This window comes from Oryzicola mucosus (genome assembly GCF_014534685.1).
Classification (GTDB): domain Bacteria; phylum Pseudomonadota; class Alphaproteobacteria; order Rhizobiales; family Rhizobiaceae; genus Oryzicola; species Oryzicola mucosus.
The window spans coordinates 1-14,195 of the sequence record NZ_JACVVX010000010.1 but is presented as its reverse complement, the minus strand read 5'-3'; the positions used below and the strand labels follow the sequence as shown (position 1 = coordinate 14,195).

The 14,195-nt window shown below is 60.5% G+C and carries 15 protein-coding genes; 11 read left to right on the top strand and 4 right to left on the bottom strand.

Annotated elements, in window-relative coordinates; translation table 11 throughout:
* Positions 1–24: 24 nt before the first annotated feature.
* The 3 genes from ICI42_RS21210 to kdgD are packed head-to-tail and all read right to left on the bottom strand — an operon-like array spanning position 25 to position 2,935.
* Positions 25–897, bottom strand: a complete 873-nt coding sequence (locus ICI42_RS21210) for an amidohydrolase family protein (RefSeq protein WP_188166610.1) — start codon at positions 895–897, stop codon at positions 25–27.
* Positions 897–2,033, bottom strand: a complete 1,137-nt coding sequence (locus ICI42_RS21205; protein ID WP_188166609.1) for a mandelate racemase/muconate lactonizing enzyme family protein — start codon at positions 2,031–2,033, stop codon at positions 897–899. Before ICI42_RS21205 ends, ICI42_RS21210 begins: the two co-directional genes overlap by 1 nt.
* Complete coding sequence (gene kdgD, locus ICI42_RS21200) at positions 2,030–2,935, bottom strand: 5-dehydro-4-deoxyglucarate dehydratase (RefSeq protein WP_188166608.1); 906 nt, start codon at positions 2,933–2,935, stop codon at positions 2,030–2,032. Before kdgD ends, ICI42_RS21205 begins: the two co-directional genes overlap by 4 nt.
* A gap of 331 nt (positions 2,936–3,266) precedes the next feature.
* On the opposite strand from kdgD, the gene ICI42_RS21195 reads away from it, so the two are divergent.
* From ICI42_RS21195 to ICI42_RS21145, 11 genes are all read left to right on the top strand, one after another.
* Positions 3,267–4,415: an enolase C-terminal domain-like protein gene (locus ICI42_RS21195; protein ID WP_188166607.1), complete on the top strand. Its 1,149-nt coding sequence runs from the start codon at positions 3,267–3,269 to the stop codon at positions 4,413–4,415.
* Between the two features lie 40 nt (positions 4,416–4,455).
* Positions 4,456–6,060: an ABC transporter substrate-binding protein gene (locus ICI42_RS21190; protein ID WP_188166606.1), complete on the top strand. Its 1,605-nt coding sequence runs from the start codon at positions 4,456–4,458 to the stop codon at positions 6,058–6,060.
* A 58-nt stretch (positions 6,061–6,118) separates the two neighbouring features.
* Positions 6,119–7,168 (top strand): ABC transporter permease, encoded by a 1,050-nt coding sequence (locus tag ICI42_RS21185; protein WP_407945192.1) that lies wholly within the window; start codon positions 6,119–6,121, stop codon positions 7,166–7,168.
* Positions 7,165–8,088, top strand: a complete 924-nt coding sequence (locus ICI42_RS21180; RefSeq protein ID WP_188166605.1) for an ABC transporter permease — start codon at positions 7,165–7,167, stop codon at positions 8,086–8,088. The genes ICI42_RS21185 and ICI42_RS21180 overlap by 4 nt, the downstream gene beginning before the upstream one ends.
* Positions 8,063–8,941, top strand: coding sequence for an ABC transporter ATP-binding protein (locus tag ICI42_RS21175; RefSeq protein WP_188166604.1), 879 nt, complete (start codon positions 8,063–8,065; stop codon positions 8,939–8,941). Before ICI42_RS21180 ends, ICI42_RS21175 begins: the two co-directional genes overlap by 26 nt.
* 6 nt (positions 8,942–8,947) lie before the next feature.
* Entirely contained in the window at positions 8,948–9,763 is an 816-nt protein-coding gene (locus tag ICI42_RS21170) for an ABC transporter ATP-binding protein (RefSeq protein ID WP_210317441.1), read from the top strand.
* 2 nt (positions 9,764–9,765) lie between these two features.
* A complete protein-coding gene (locus tag ICI42_RS21165) occupies positions 9,766–10,842 on the top strand; it encodes an Ldh family oxidoreductase (protein WP_188166602.1) in 1,077 nt (358 codons plus the stop codon).
* A complete protein-coding gene (locus ICI42_RS21160) occupies positions 10,839–10,991 on the top strand; it encodes a hypothetical protein (RefSeq protein WP_188166601.1) in 153 nt (50 codons plus the stop codon). The genes ICI42_RS21165 and ICI42_RS21160 overlap by 4 nt, the downstream gene beginning before the upstream one ends.
* A complete protein-coding gene (locus ICI42_RS21155) occupies positions 10,988–11,800 on the top strand; it encodes an NAD-dependent epimerase/dehydratase family protein (protein WP_188166600.1) in 813 nt (270 codons plus the stop codon). Before ICI42_RS21160 ends, ICI42_RS21155 begins: the two co-directional genes overlap by 4 nt.
* 6 nt (positions 11,801–11,806) lie before the next feature.
* Positions 11,807–12,817: a lactonase family protein gene (locus ICI42_RS21150; RefSeq protein WP_269140802.1), complete on the top strand. Its 1,011-nt coding sequence runs from the start codon at positions 11,807–11,809 to the stop codon at positions 12,815–12,817.
* Between the two features lie 239 nt (positions 12,818–13,056).
* On the top strand, positions 13,057–13,797 hold the full coding sequence (locus ICI42_RS21145; protein WP_188166598.1) for a FadR/GntR family transcriptional regulator: 741 nt from the start codon (positions 13,057–13,059) through the stop codon (positions 13,795–13,797).
* A gap of 119 nt (positions 13,798–13,916) precedes the next feature.
* On the opposite strand, the gene ICI42_RS21140 is transcribed toward ICI42_RS21145, so the two are convergent.
* Positions 13,917–14,195: transposase (locus ICI42_RS21140; RefSeq protein ID WP_188166597.1), on the bottom strand; the 279-nt coding region annotated here is incomplete at its 5' end.

The window sequence follows — 14,195 nt, the reverse complement described above, 5'->3', positions numbered from 1 at the left end:
CGTCTCAACATGGCTGTAGTTTTCTCAGCCGTTGAAGGCGGGAAACTGGAAAAGATCCTGCGGATTGTCGACAAGCGCCCGGTGACGGGCCGCATCCGAAGGGAACCACGACATCACCGTGTCGAGCAGGGCAGCGTCGTCCGGATAATCCTCAGTACGCTGCATGGCGTTATGCGGCCAGTTCGTGCCCCAGACGATGCGCTCGGGAGCATACTCGGCGATAAGGCGCGAAACCGCTGCGATGTCGCTGTAGTCCGGACCGCCGGTGAGACTGGATTCGTAACAGCCGGCGAACTTGAACCAGCAGTTGCCGCCGTCGATCAGCCGCTTGACCGCATCGACCTTCGGATCGTCGGGGGTGATGCCGGAAAAGAACTTTCCGTGGTGGTCGAGGATCCATCGGCTTTTCAGTCTCGACAGGCGGCTCTCGTGTTCCAGCAGTGTGCTGCCATCGAACTGCACGGCGATGCACCAGCCGAACTGTGCGGTGCGTACGTCGACGGCTTCGATATCCACCAGCGTCCGCGCGCCGCCCGGAAGGTCCATGATGCGGGCGCCGACGATGCCGGCGTCGCTCAGGCGCTGCATCTCGGCATCGCTTGTATCGCCGCCGATGACCGCCACGCCGCGGGCGACGTCGCCCATGGCCTTCAGGCAGGCGAGGAGGCTGCCGTTGTCGTGCTGGTGGGCATTGCCCTGGGTGACGACCACGCGGTCGATGCCGAGCCAGTTCATCAGCCTGCGATAGTCGTCCGGTGTCGGCAGTGCGCCGGGTGGTAGTCCCGGTCCACCCGGCTGCGCTGGAAAACCGGGCAGGTACATATGCATCTGGCTATCTATGGAGCCTGCGGGCAAGGCGTGGACAGGGGCTTTGCCTTCGAGCTTGCGAACCAGCATCATGTTTCCTTCAAACGATATTCAGTGAGCGCATCGCGGTCGATTTCGATACCGAGCCCTGGACCGTCCGGGATCGTGACAACGCCTTTGTAGTGCTCCAGCGGTTGCTTGACCACCGCCTGTCGAAACGGATTGAACGTCCGGTCGAATTCCAAGATCGGCTCGCGCGGCCTGCCGCGCATCGGGTCTGGCACGAGGGAGGCCATGAATTGCAGGGCCGCCGCGATCTGCACGGCGGTTCCCCAGACATGTGGAACGACGCGGACACCGTAGAGGCTCGCCATGTCCATCACGCGCTTGGCTTCGCTGAAACCGCCGACACCACAGAGGTCCGGTTGGACGATGTCGACCGCGCGGGTTTCGAGCGCTTCGCGCATGCCCCAGCGCGTATGCCAGGTTTCGCCGCCGGCGACCGGGATCGGCTGGCCTTCGCGCACCGCCCTGTAGGCGGCGAGTTGTTCGGGCGGCACCGGTTCCTCGAACCAGTCCACGCCATAGTCGACAGCGCGCTTGCCGAAGGCAATCGCATCAAGGCTGTCATAGCCGTGGTTGGCGTCGACCATCAGTCGCATGTCGTCGCCCACAGCCTCGCGCACCGCGCGCAGGACCCGCAGGTCTTCCTCGAGGTCAAAGCCGATCTTGATCTTTGCGGCGTGAAAGCCTTCTGCCCGATGGCGGGCCATTTCCTCGGCATTGTCGCTGACGCGGTCGACGCCGTCACGTTTGAACGACCCGGTGGCATAGGCCTTCACCTTCTCGCGGAACCGACCGCCAAGAAGGATTGAGATGGGTTGGTTGAACACCTTGCCCTTGATGTCCCACAGCGCGATGTCGATGCCGGAGAGCGCAGTGACAGTCAGTCCGCGCTGGCCCTGGTCTCGGAGAGCGTTGTAAAGCGTCGCCCAGATCTTTTCGGTCTCAAGCGGATTCTGCCCGATCAGCCAGTTGGCATAGGCTTTGACCACGGCCGCGTTGGGCCGTGCAGGTCCGAGGCATTCGCCCCAGCCGGTCGTGCCGTCGTCGCAGACGATCTCGACCAGGATGTGCGTGCGCGTGTCGAAACGCATCGATGCACTTTCGAACGCGGTGTCGAGCCGGAAGTCGAGGAGATGCGTGTTAACGCGCTCGATTTTCATTTTCTATAGGGTTGGATAAGTTGCGCCATCATGTCGTCTTCCTCTGGAGTGAGATCGACGAGGGGAGGTCTTACATGGCCGGTAGCGAAGCCCTGAAGCCGGACGCCTGCCTTGATAGCGGAGACGGCATAGCCCTTGTTGCGGTTGCGGATCGCCATGAAGGGGTAAAAGAAGTCGGCGAGGATTTTTTCGCACCTGGTCGTTTCGCCGGCGCGCAGCGCCTTGTAAAAATCGATGGCGAGGCCGGGCACGAAGTTGAATACCGCCGACGAATAGGTGGTGAATCCGGCGGCGAGATAAGCCTCGGCGAACAGTTCCGCCGTCGGCATGCCGCCGAGATAGGTCAGCCTGTCGCCCATGGTGACGGTAATTTGGCGCACCAGACCGATATCGCCTGAGCCGTCCTTGAAGCCAATCAAATTCGGGCATTTGTCAGCAAGCCGCTTGAGCGTATCGGCGTGCAGAATCGAGTTGTCACGGTTGTAAACCATGACGCCGATACCGATAGACTGGCAGACGGTGCGGATGTGGCGATAGAGACCTTCCTGCGGGGCATCCATCAGATAATGCGGCAGAAGCAGGATGCCGTCGGCGCCTGCCTTTTCAACAGACTTTGCAATGGAAACGGCAAGTTCAGTGCCGTAGCCGCAGCCGGAAATGATGGGTGTCGTCCCCGCTGCTTCCTTCGCCGAGGCCACCACGCCGGGGATTTCGTCGGGGTGAAGCGAAAAGAATTCGCCGGTGCCGCCGGCCGCGAACAGCGCAGCCGCTTCATATCCGGAGAGCCACTCGACATGCCTGCGATAGGACTCGTGGTTCACCGACCCATCTTCGTGGAAATGAGTGACCGGGAACGACAGCAAACCCGCGCCGAGTACCGTTTTGAGATGCTGAGCGTCCATGACAAACCCTTTTCACTGCCTCACTTGATGGCGTTGCATAATGCCGTACATAATATCTGTCAATAATATGTATGATGAAAATTTGCCATCTGTCATCTCTGGAGAGGGTAAATCAAGGATTCCTCCTTCTGGAGGCTAGGCAAGGGGGCTGTAACAGCCGCAAAACTGGCTCGATTTATCCGAGAATCTCGATGTGTCTTCAACATAGGCGATGACCGCCGTGAGGTTGACAAGATAGGTATGATGACTTAGCACGCTTCGTATAGTCGTTGGCGAGTCTGCTGGATTGCGTTTCAGCAAATGTCGCTGTCTCTCTCCGGAGAAGCAAGTTTTGAAAATCGTCGATGTCCGCACGGATGTGTTCCACTACACCAGCTACAGCTCGAAAGGCGCCACCGGCCATGCTCATTTCGGTTCGGGCAAGCGTGTTGCTCATGCAATGCTGCGCATCCTAACCGATGACGGCACTGAAGGTTTTTCCTTCCAGCATCCGGAGCAACTCAGCGCTGCAATTCTCGACAACTATGTTCGCCCCGTCCTGATCGGCCAGGACCCGCTTGCACGAGAGCGTCTGTTCACCGAAATGACGCATCGCCAGCGGCGAGCCGGCGGCCGCTTCAACGATCGGTCGCTGAACGCAATCGACCAGGCCCTCTGGGATCTGGCCGGACGCAAGGCGGGCATGCCGGTTTACAAGCTCATCGGTGCCTATCGCGACAAGATTCTCGCCTATGGCTCGATTATGTCAGGAGACGACGTTCCCGGTGGGCTTTCCAGCCCAGACGACTATGCTGCCTATTCGGTAAAGCTGGTCGAAGCCGGCTACAAGGCAATCAAGCTGCACGGCTGGTTTCCGCCGATAGCGGGCGCTCCCGACGCGCAGATGGAAATCGACCTCTGCACTGCGGTGCGCGAAGCGGTCGGCCCAAAGATCAAATTGATGTTGGACGGTTATCATTGGTTTAGCCGGACCGACGCGCTGAAGATCGGCCGGACGCTTGAAAAGCTAGCGTTCGAGTGGATCGAAGAGCCGATGGATGAGACCAGCATGTCCTCCTACATCTGGTTGGCAGACAAGCTCGACATTCCGGTTCTCGGGCCTGAAACGATATCAGGCAAGAATCGCAGCCGTGCGGAATGGGTCAAGCACGAGGCCAGCGACATCCTGCGCACCGGCGTGTTGAATGCCGGCGGCATCACGCCTTCGCTCAAGGTTATGCATACCGCGCATTCCTTTGGGCTCAATTGCGAAATCCACGGCAACGGCGCGGCAAACCTCGCACTGTGCCTGTCGAGCTCCAATTGCGACTGGTACGAGCGCGGCCTGCTGCACCCGTTCCTCGATTACGAGAAGCCGCCGGAATATCTGCGCGGCCTCGTCGATCCAATGGATGCGGACGGTTACGTCCATGGCTCGCCCTTGCCCGGCCTCGGGGAGGATATCGATTTCGACTACATCGAAGCCAATCTGGTCGGATGAATTCATTTCGTCGGCCGGGATTTCTTACTGGAGGAGAAGCATGAAATTCCGCAATCTGCTAGGAGCGCTCGCTGTCAGTGCGCTTGTCGGTCTGGGCAGCGCACCTGCGCCGGCGGCGACCCCCGAGGACCAGTTGGTCATTGGCGTCAGTCTGGTGAACATGCTGTCGCTCGACCCCTCGGCCATGAGCGGTCGCGAGTCGATGGAGATGAACTCCAACGTCTATGACCAACTCGTCGAGGCCGATCCGGTCAAGCTCGGCACCTACCATCCCCGCCTCGCCAAGAGCTGGGAGATCGCCGACGACCATATGTCGATCACGTTCAAGCTGCGTGACGACGTTACCTTCAACTCCGGCAACCCGCTGACCGCGGAAGACTTCATCTGGTCGTTCTGGCGAGCGTTCAAGCTGGGCATTGGCGGATCCACGCTGCGCGTCTACGGCTACACCGTCGAAAACATCCCAGAACTGGTGACCGCGCCAGACCCGCATACACTCGTTATCCGACTGCCCAAGCCCAACGATCCGATGCTGCTGATCGATGCAATCGCGTCGACCGGCGTGTTGATGGTGATCGACAAGAAGCTGGCGCTCGAACACGCCAAGGATGGCGACGAGGGGCAGGGCTGGCTCACCACCAACAGCGCAGGCTCCGGGCCCTATGTGCTGCGCAGCTGGCAGGCCAACAACGCCGTGATCCTGGAGCGCTCGGACGATTACTGGGGCGAAGCGCCCAAGTTCCGCCGCATCATCTATCGCCATATGCCGGAATCGCAGACCAAGCGTCTGGCTTTGCAGCGTGGCGACATCGACATCGGCATGGGGATGGCGGTTAGCGACATCACTGCCCTGCAGACCGACGCGAAGCTAAAGACGGCCGAGGTGCGCTCGGGCAACGTCTACTATCTCGCCGCCAGCATGAAGAACGAGAAATACGCCGACAAGAATGTTCGCCTCGCGCTGCGACATCTGATCGACTACGAAGGCATCAACAACACGATCCTGCCCTTTTATGGCAAGCTTCTGCAGCGCCCGGTTCCGCACGGCCTGAGCGGCGCGCTGCCCGATCCGATGTACAAGTTCGATCCTGAGCTGGCCAAGAAGTATCTTGCGGACGCTGGTTTTCCTGATGGGTTCAGCACAACGATCCGCGTTCTGGCGGAATCGCCTTTTGTGAACATTGCTACCGCCATCCAGGCTTCTCTGGCACAGGGCGGCATCAAGGCTGAAATCCTGACAGGCAATGGCGATCAGGTTTATGGCGCCATGCGCGCCCGCGATTTCGAGTTTATTGTCGGTCGCGGCGGCGACCGCAACGGCTCCAACGCTTATTCGGCGCTCCTGTCATTGGTCTACAATCCCAACAATGCCGACGACGCCAAGCTGTTCACCCTCCAGGCGTGGCGGACGAGCTTCCAGAGCAAGGAGATCAACACCTTGCTCGAGACGGCCTTGCTGGAACCGGACGCTGAAAAGCAGAAGAAAATGTACGAGGACATCCAGCTTCTTTACGAAGAGTTAGTTCCCTCGCTGCAGCCGATCTCACTCAGCTACTCGACTGTCGTCTATCAGGCGGATCTGGTGGACTACGTGCCGCATCCGTTCGAGAACACGCGCTATCGCGATACCCACAAGCAGCGGTAGTCCTCCCAAGGCGTGGCGGCTTTCCAGCCGCCACGCACCGCCCGTCTCGGCGGGCTCCATGCGATCAGGAAATGCGATGGGCCGGTTCTTCAAACGCAACAAACTCAAGCGGGCGGCGCAATCGCTGGCATCGGTGCTCGTCACTCTGTTGCTGCTGGTGACGCTGACATTCTTTCTCGGTCAGGTCATGCCGGTCGACGTGGTGTCGCGGCTCGTCGGTCCCGATGCGGACCAGGCAACTTATCAGGCGACGTATGAGCGGCTCGGTCTCGACCAGCCGATCATCGTCCAGTTCGGCATATACATCTCGCGTATGGTGCAGGGCGATTTCGGTACGGCGCTGTTGACCGGCCATCAGGTGCTGGACGATATCATCCGCGTTTTTCCCGCCACTGTCGAACTCGGAACGCTGGCGCTGCTGATCGGCGCCGGCATAGGCGTTCCACTTGGCGTCCTGGCTGCGGTCCAGCGAAACCGCTCCGCCGATCACATCATCCGCATCGTCACGCTCTTGGGCCACTCCGTTCCGATCTTCTGGATCGGCCTTATGGGGCTGCTGCTTTTCTATTCTTATTTGGGCTGGGTCGGCGGCGGTGGTCGCGTCGAGATTTACTATGAAGGTCTCGTCGAGACCCGCACTGGTCTGCTCCTGGTGGATTCGCTGTTGGCCGGAGACACGGAAGTGTTCTGGAGCGCGGTGCGTCACATCATCCTCCCGGCAACCGTGCTCGGTTATGCCTCCATGGCCTCGCTCTGCCGGCTGACCCGCAGTTTCATGATCGACCAGTTGTCGCAGGAATACATCACCGCCGCGCGCGTCAAAGGTGTGTCGGAATGGAACGTGGTCTGGCATCACGCCTTCCGCAATATCCGCGTCCAGCTTTTGACCGTCATCGCGCTGACTTATGGCAGCATGCTGGAAGGTGCGGTGCTGATCGAGACGATCTTTGCCTGGCCCGGTTTCGGGCAGTACCTGACCAACAACCTGCTGCTCGGCGACATGAACGCCATCATGGTCTGCGTCCTGCTGGTCGGCGTGATCTTCATCACTCTGAACATGCTGGCCGACCTTCTCTACAAAATCTTCGACCCAAGGACCGTCCAATGAGTGCGCAGGCAAGCCAAGGGCCGGCAAAGCGGAAGAAAGTCGCCTTCCTCGACCGCGAGGCGACCTCCGTCACCGAGGCCTTTCTGCAGCGGCTGCTGGTAGGCATCCACACGTTCCTGTCCAACGGGCTCGCCGTTGCCGGGCTTACCATCATCTTGCTGCTGATCGCTGTGGCAGCTTTTGCACCATGGATGGCAACGCACGACCCGAACCTGCAGAACCTGTCCATGGCGCTAAAGCCGCCTTCGTCGGCAAACTGGTTCGGCACCGACGAATATGGCCGCGATATCTTCAGCCGCATCGTCTATGGCTCGCGCGTGACGCTTTACATCGTTACGCTGGTGACAATTACCGTCGGGCCGATCGGACTGATCGTCGGCACGGTTTCGGGCTATTTTGGCGGCATGGTCGACATGATCGTGATGCGCATCACCGACCTGTTCCTGGCCTTTCCCGGTCTGATCCTAACCTTGACCTTCGTGGCCATTCTCGGGCCGGGACTCGAGCAGGCGGTGCTGGCCATCGCACTCACGGGCTGGCCGGCAATTGCTCGCCTGGCGCGCGCCGAAACCATGACGATCCGCTCTTCGGACTACATCGCGGCGGCGCGGCTTCAGGGCGCTTCCTCGCTGCGGATCATCTTCGGTTCGATCATCCCGGTCTGCCTGTCGTCGGTCATCGTCCGGCTGACGTTGGGCATGGCGAGCGTCATCCTGACGGCAGCCGGCCTCGGCTTCCTTGGCCTCGGCGCACAGCCGCCGACGCCGGAGTGGGGCGCGATGACTTCCGCGGGCCGCGAATACATGCTCGACAGCTGGTGGCTGGTCACTGCACCAGGCGTTGCGATCATGGTGGTCAGCCTTGCCTTCAACCTGTTCGGAGATGGATTGCGCGATGTCCTCGACCCCAAGAGCAAGTGACGCGGCGGCCGTTCAGGCTCCGCTGATCGAAGCGCGCGATCTGCGTGTAGCCTTCCAGATGCAGCGCGGCGTGTTCCAGGCTATCCGTGGCGTGTCCTTCAGCCTAGGCCGGGAAAAACTAGCGATCGTGGGCGAGTCAGGCTCGGGCAAGTCCACCGTCGGTCGCGCCATCATGCGCCTCAACCCGCCGAGTGCTATCGTCACCGCGGAGCGGCTGACGTTCAAGGATGTCGACCTTCTCAGCGCGAGCAAGAAGGAGTTGCGCCGCCTGCGCGGGCGCCACATCTCGATGATCATGCAGGATCCGAAGTACTCGCTCAATCCTGTCGCAACCGTCGGCGAACAGATTGCCGAGGCCTACCGAACGCATCACAAGGTATCCAGCCGGGAGGCCCGCGAGCGCGCGCTGACCATGCTGGAAGCCGTGCAGATTCGCTCGCCTAAGCGCGTCTACGACCTCTATCCGCATCAGGTCTCAGGCGGCATGGGCCAGCGCATCATGATCGCCATGATGCTGATCTCCGATCCCGAGGTGCTGATCGCAGACGAGCCGACATCGGCTCTGGATGTGACCGTGCGGCTGCAGATCCTCGCTATCCTCGACGATATGGTCAAAGAGCGCGGCCTGGGCATGATCTTCATCAGCCACGACCTCAACCTCGTGCGTTCGTTCTGTGATCGCGTGATCATCATGTATGCCGGCCGCATCGTCGAAACGGTGGCCGCGGCCGACCTCGACAATGTCCAGCATCCTTACAGCAGGGGCCTCTTGAATTCGCTGCCAAGGCTAGACCAGAAGCGCGACCGCCTTCCGGTGATCCAGCGCGACGACAGCTGGCTCGAAGCGGTATAGGAGCGCATGATGACGGCTATTTCAGTCAAGAATCTCTCCATCGTCTTCGGCGAGGAGGATAATGAAACCAAGGTCCTGGACGCAGTCAGCTTCGACGTCGAGAAAGGCGAGGTGTTCGGTCTGGTGGGCGAGTCAGGTTCGGGAAAATCGACCGTGCTGCGCTGCATCGCCGGCCTTTACACGCATTGGACGGGCGAAATCCGGATCGATGGGCAGCCGGTTGGCGCGCAACTGACCAAGGAACGCTGCCGTAAGATCCAGATGGTGTTCCAGGATCCGTATGGCTCGCTGCACCCGAAGCACACCGTACAGACCACGCTCGCAGCGCCGCTGCGCATCCATGGCATCGGCGACATTGACAGACGCATCACCGAGGTCCTGCGCGACGTCGGCCTGGCGCCGCATCTGCGTTTCCGCTATCCGCACCAATTGTCGGGTGGCCAGCGGCAGCGCGTGGCCATCGCGCGGGCGTTGATCCTGCGACCCTCCATCCTGCTGCTGGACGAGCCGACCTCCGCGCTCGACGTGTCGGTGCAGGCCGAGGTTCTCAATGTGCTAAGCGACATCCGAGACCGTGAAGGGCTGACCTACCTGCTGGTCAGCCACGATTTGGCGGTGATCGGGCATATGTGCCGGCGGCTCGCCGTCATGCAGCAAGGCCTGATCGAAGAGGTCGTCGACTATGCCGATCTTTCGGGCGGACGCGCGCAACAAGCCTATTCGCGCATGCTGTTCGACGCCAGCCACCATTACGACCGTTCCATGGCGAACGACATCACCGCCGCTCGCCAGGCCGGCGGCGGTACGATTCACGGAGCGTGACCATGACCGCAGTATCGTTTGACCATACCGCCCTATGCCGCTTCGCCACCGATCTGCTGGCTGCGGCCGGTCTGCCCGAGCGCTATGGCGCTGCTGTGGCCGAGGTTCTGGTCGAAGGCGACCTGATGGGGCATGACACGCACGGCTTGCAACTCCTGCCGTCCTATCTCGCCTCGCTAAAGGCCGGAACCATGACGGCGGACGGTGCGCAGGAAATCGTGCGCGACGCCGGCGCAGCCGCCCTGTGGGACGGTCGCGGGCTTCCGGGCCCATGGCTGATCAGCGAAGGCATGAAACTGGGCGTCGAGCGTGCGCGGACCTATGGCACCTTTACGCTCACCATCCGTCGCAGTCACCATACCGCCGCGTTAACCTCCTATCTCAAGCCGGTGACCGACCACGGACTGGTCGCTTTGCTCGCCGTGTCCGACCCCACGCAGGCGATGATCGCGCCCTTCGGCGGCACCGTGCCGCTCTACACGACCAATCCTTATGCGGCAGGCATACCGACGAACGGCGATCCGATCCTGATCGACGTGAGCACGTCGGCGACGACGAATGGCATGGTCAACCGACTGCACAAGACGGGCAAACGTTTCAGCTACCATGCGCTTGTCGATGCGCAGGGCAACCCAACCGACGATCCGGCCGTGCGGTTCAGCGAACCCGTGGGGTCGATCATGCCGCTGGGCGGGGTCGACAACGGCCATAAGGGCTTCGGTCTCGGCCTTCTGGTCGAGGCGCTCGCCAACGGTCTTGCCGGCTACGGTCGTGCCGATGGGGCCGCGGGCTGGCAGGCCGGCGTGTTTATCCAGGTGCTCGATCCTGAATTTTTCGGCGGCCGGCAGGCGTTCCTGCGGGAAACCGGCTGGCTGGCGGCCGCAGTGCGCAGCAATCCGCCGCGCGACCCATCACGTCCGGTACGCTTGCCAGGCCAGCGTGGTCTGGCGCTGCGCAGGCACATGTTGCAGCATGGCGTCCTCCTCAACGATGGCATCGTCACCGACCTGAAAAAGGCGGCAGCCGAATTTGGCGTCGCCATGGTCGCGGGCTCGGCCGCGGCGAAGGAAAAAGCATGACGAACGGCCGGTATTTTCAAAGCGGCAACGCCGGGCTTTTTGTGGAAACCGAGAGCGCAACCCATGGCAACGCGCCGTCGCGGCCGGAGTTCGGTGATGTGATTTTGGACTTCCTGAAGGGCCATCCATTACAAGGAGCGGCGGCGTGAAGGGCAAACGCATTCTCATGACGGGCGCCGCAGGTGTCATCGGCTCTGACCTGCGCCGCTGGCTTGTCGAACAAGGCGCCACATTGCGCAGCAGCGACATCAGACCTTTCGGCCAGCTTGGCGATCAGGAGGAGATCGTTATCGGCGACCTCTGCGATGCCGGCTTCGCATCTCGCCTCTGCGAAGGGGTCGACGCGATTGTCCACATGGCCGGCCGCGCCAAGGAAGGTCAGTGGACCGACCTGGCCGGGCCCAACATCATGGCGGCCACCCATCTTTGGGACGCTGCGCACACGCACGGGGTGGAGCGCATCGTCTACGGCAGCTCCAACCATGTGGTCGGTTTCTACAGACCAGAAGAGAAAATCTCGAACGACGATCCACAGCGGCCAGACAGCCGCTATGCAATCACGAAGGCTTTTGGCGAGCATCTGGCAAGTGTCTACGCCTACAAGTTTGGCGTAAAGGCATTCTGCATCCGCATCGGTTCATACCGCCCAGAGCCAATCAGCCGCCGCGAATTATCCACCTGGATTTCGCCTCGCGATCTGGCCGCTCTTGTCGAGATAGGTCTCAATGCGGATTACGTTTTCGAGACGGTGTTCGGCATTTCGGCCAACAAGCGTGCCTGGTGCGACAACGCACGCGCCCATGAACTCGGGTATCAGCCGCGGGACGACGCCGAGACCTTTGCCGCGCGTTTTGGAGAGAATCGGGAAGAGGCCGGCAAACTGGAAAATCAGTTCCAGGGCGGCGGCTCGGCCGCAAAGGAATTCTTGGCCGACCCGGCGCTGATTCCCGGTCGCTAGAACGCTATGCGAAACCGTTTTGTCGTCTACTGCGCCGGGGACCACTGCCTGGATGTGTTCGATCTCGATACGCAGGGCGTCCCACATCCTGTGAAACGCTGCAGCTTGCCGGATGCTGAAGGGCGCAACGGGTCGGCTCCCATGGCTCTGAGCCCGGACGGGCGTTATCTCTACGCGGCGTTTCGAGGCCTGCCCTATCGCGTCTATGTGTTCGAGATCGACCCTGCGGGCGATGATCTCGGCTTTCTCGGAACGGCACCTCTGCCGGCGGACATATGCCATATCGGCCTCGACGCCACCGGACGCTATCTGTTCGGTGCGTCCTTCTCAGGCAACTCGATGTCGGTCAGTCATATTGGCGACGACGGGCTTCCGGATGAAACGCGCGCAATCCCGACACCACTCCATCCGCATTTTGTTGCCTTAACCGCCGACAACAGCCATCTTCTCGTGCCTTGCCTGGGCGCGGATCTGATCGTTTCCTACCGTTTCGATGCCGGGCTTGGCCACATCGAGGAGGCGGGGCGGTTGCGGCTTGCCGCCGGCAGCGGACCGCGCCATCTCGCACGTTCGCCGATGAATGACGCATGGTTCGTTATAAGCGAGAAAGCTGCCACCGTGACAGCTTTCTCGGAGACCTTGGACGGTGCGATGATCGCCGGTCAAACTCTGCCGATCCTTCAAAGTATCTCGATATCCGCACCAAAAGCGAGCGACATTCGCGCCGGCGGTAATAGGCTATACGCGGCGGAGCGTAATGCGGGTCGCATTGGCATTTTCGACATATCGAGCTGCGGTGATCTGGTGTGGCAGGGCGAGATCGAGACGGCGCCATTTCCACGCGCTTTTTCGCTTGATGCTTCCGGCCGGTTTCTGCTCGTTGCCAGCGAGAAGACCAATCAATTCGCCATCCACAAGATCGACGACAAGGGCATGCTTTGCCCCGCTGCCCTGCGTGGTATCGGAACCCGACCGACGTGGATCACAGCTTTGAGAGGCATCAATGAGATTACTTGATCGCAACTGGCGAGCCCGTTCCGCCGGCGTGTCGATTAAGAGGGAGAAGCACTGCAGAGCCGAGGCCAATTTGAAGTTGCGGTAGACCTCGGGTAACTTACGGGATTGTTCTTCAGCGCCTATCGGCATCGCAGTGAGTGCTTGTGCAAAGATATAATACGATATAAGATTCATCATATCATTTCTTGCGCTGTAGCAGGAGATCGCTGCATATTCTGAATAACGAAGCCGAGTCCGTTATGAATAAACTTGCCCGTCCCCAAAGCGGAACCCTTGTCAGCAAAGTAAGCGACACATTGCGTAGAGCTATCGCCGCCGGTGACTATCTCCCGGGCGACAAGCTGCCGACTGAGGCTCAACTGACCGACATTCACCAAGTCAGCCGAACGGTAATCCGCGAAGCGGTTGCAACCTTGCGGGCCGATCGCCTCGTTGAAGTCAGGCATGGCGCCGGGGTTTTTGTGTTGCATCCTCCGGTGCCGCAGCCTCAGCCATTCCAGGATGTCGACCACGAACGGATTTCATCAATAATCGAGATTCTTGAGCTTCGAGCGGCGGTTGAAACTGAAGCAGCAGGGCTTGCCGCCATCCGTCGGTCACCAGCGCAGGAGGAAATCCTCATCGAAAAACTCGCTTCAGTGCAAGCTTGTATCGATGAAGGCAGAACGACGACGGCGGCTGACTTCGAGTTGCATCTTGCGATCGCTGCGGCCACCAACAATCCCCGCTTCGTGGAATTCCTCGAGATGATGGGAAAGAACATTATCCCGCGCGCTGCGTTGCAAGCGACGACGACTGAGCGCACGGCCGAACCCTATCTTAAGCAGCTTCAGGATGAGCATAGGAAGATTGTGTCGTCGATCTCCGATGGGGATGCCGACGCCGCTCGCGACGCCATGCGCGTTCATCTGAAAGGGAGCCAACAACGCTACCGCGCTATGCTTCGCCAGCAATTGAGCACAACACCTCCTGGGCATTGAAAGTAGCTATCTAGATTTGCTGGAATGGACGCTGCGGAGCGAACCCAACCCGGTCATCCGCCTTCGATTTTGAGGTTGTGTGCGTCAAGTTCTGCAAATTGGGGCGGCCATTGTGCTGGTCATGCGGCTTTTCGGAGTTCGAGCTTCTTGTGCTCTCTGAGGTCGTCCATGTTGATGTAGCGGTTGGCCTCCATCCAATTTTCGTTGGTCTCCACGGCGAGCGCCCTGACGAGGCGCAGGCAGCTCTGGGCGTTGGGGAAGATGCGCACGACATGGGTGCGCCTGCGGATTTCCTCGTTGAGGCGCTCCAACATGTTGGTGGACTTCAGGTGCTTGTGGTGTTGGCGCGGCAGCCGGAAGAAGGTGAGCGTCTGCTCGATGGTCTCCTCCGCCCAGCC

Bases quoted from the DNA above. Each gene is read 5' to 3' on its own strand.
- ICI42_RS21210 (WP_188166610.1), bottom strand. From the start codon at position 897: ATGCTGGTTCGCAAGCTCGAAGGCAAAGCCCCTGTCCACGCCTTGCCC.
- ICI42_RS21205 (WP_188166609.1), bottom strand. From the start codon at position 2,033: ATGAAAATCGAGCGCGTTAACACGCATCTCCTCGACTTCCGGCTCGAC.
- kdgD (WP_188166608.1), bottom strand. From the start codon at position 2,935: ATGGACGCTCAGCATCTCAAAACGGTACTCGGCGCGGGTTTGCTGTCG.
- ICI42_RS21190 (WP_188166606.1), top strand. From the start codon at position 4,456: ATGAAATTCCGCAATCTGCTAGGAGCGCTCGCTGTCAGTGCGCTTGTC.
- ICI42_RS21185 (WP_407945192.1), top strand. From the start codon at position 6,119: ATGCGATCAGGAAATGCGATGGGCCGGTTCTTCAAACGCAACAAACTC.
- ICI42_RS21180 (WP_188166605.1), top strand. From the start codon at position 7,165: ATGAGTGCGCAGGCAAGCCAAGGGCCGGCAAAGCGGAAGAAAGTCGCC.
- ICI42_RS21175 (WP_188166604.1), top strand. From the start codon at position 8,063: ATGTCCTCGACCCCAAGAGCAAGTGACGCGGCGGCCGTTCAGGCTCCG.
- ICI42_RS21170 (WP_210317441.1), top strand. From the start codon at position 8,948: ATGATGACGGCTATTTCAGTCAAGAATCTCTCCATCGTCTTCGGCGAG.
- ICI42_RS21165 (WP_188166602.1), top strand. From the start codon at position 9,766: ATGACCGCAGTATCGTTTGACCATACCGCCCTATGCCGCTTCGCCACC.
- ICI42_RS21160 (WP_188166601.1), top strand. From the start codon at position 10,839: ATGACGAACGGCCGGTATTTTCAAAGCGGCAACGCCGGGCTTTTTGTG.
- ICI42_RS21150 (WP_269140802.1), top strand. From the start codon at position 11,807: ATGCGAAACCGTTTTGTCGTCTACTGCGCCGGGGACCACTGCCTGGAT.
- ICI42_RS21145 (WP_188166598.1), top strand. From the start codon at position 13,057: ATGAATAAACTTGCCCGTCCCCAAAGCGGAACCCTTGTCAGCAAAGTA.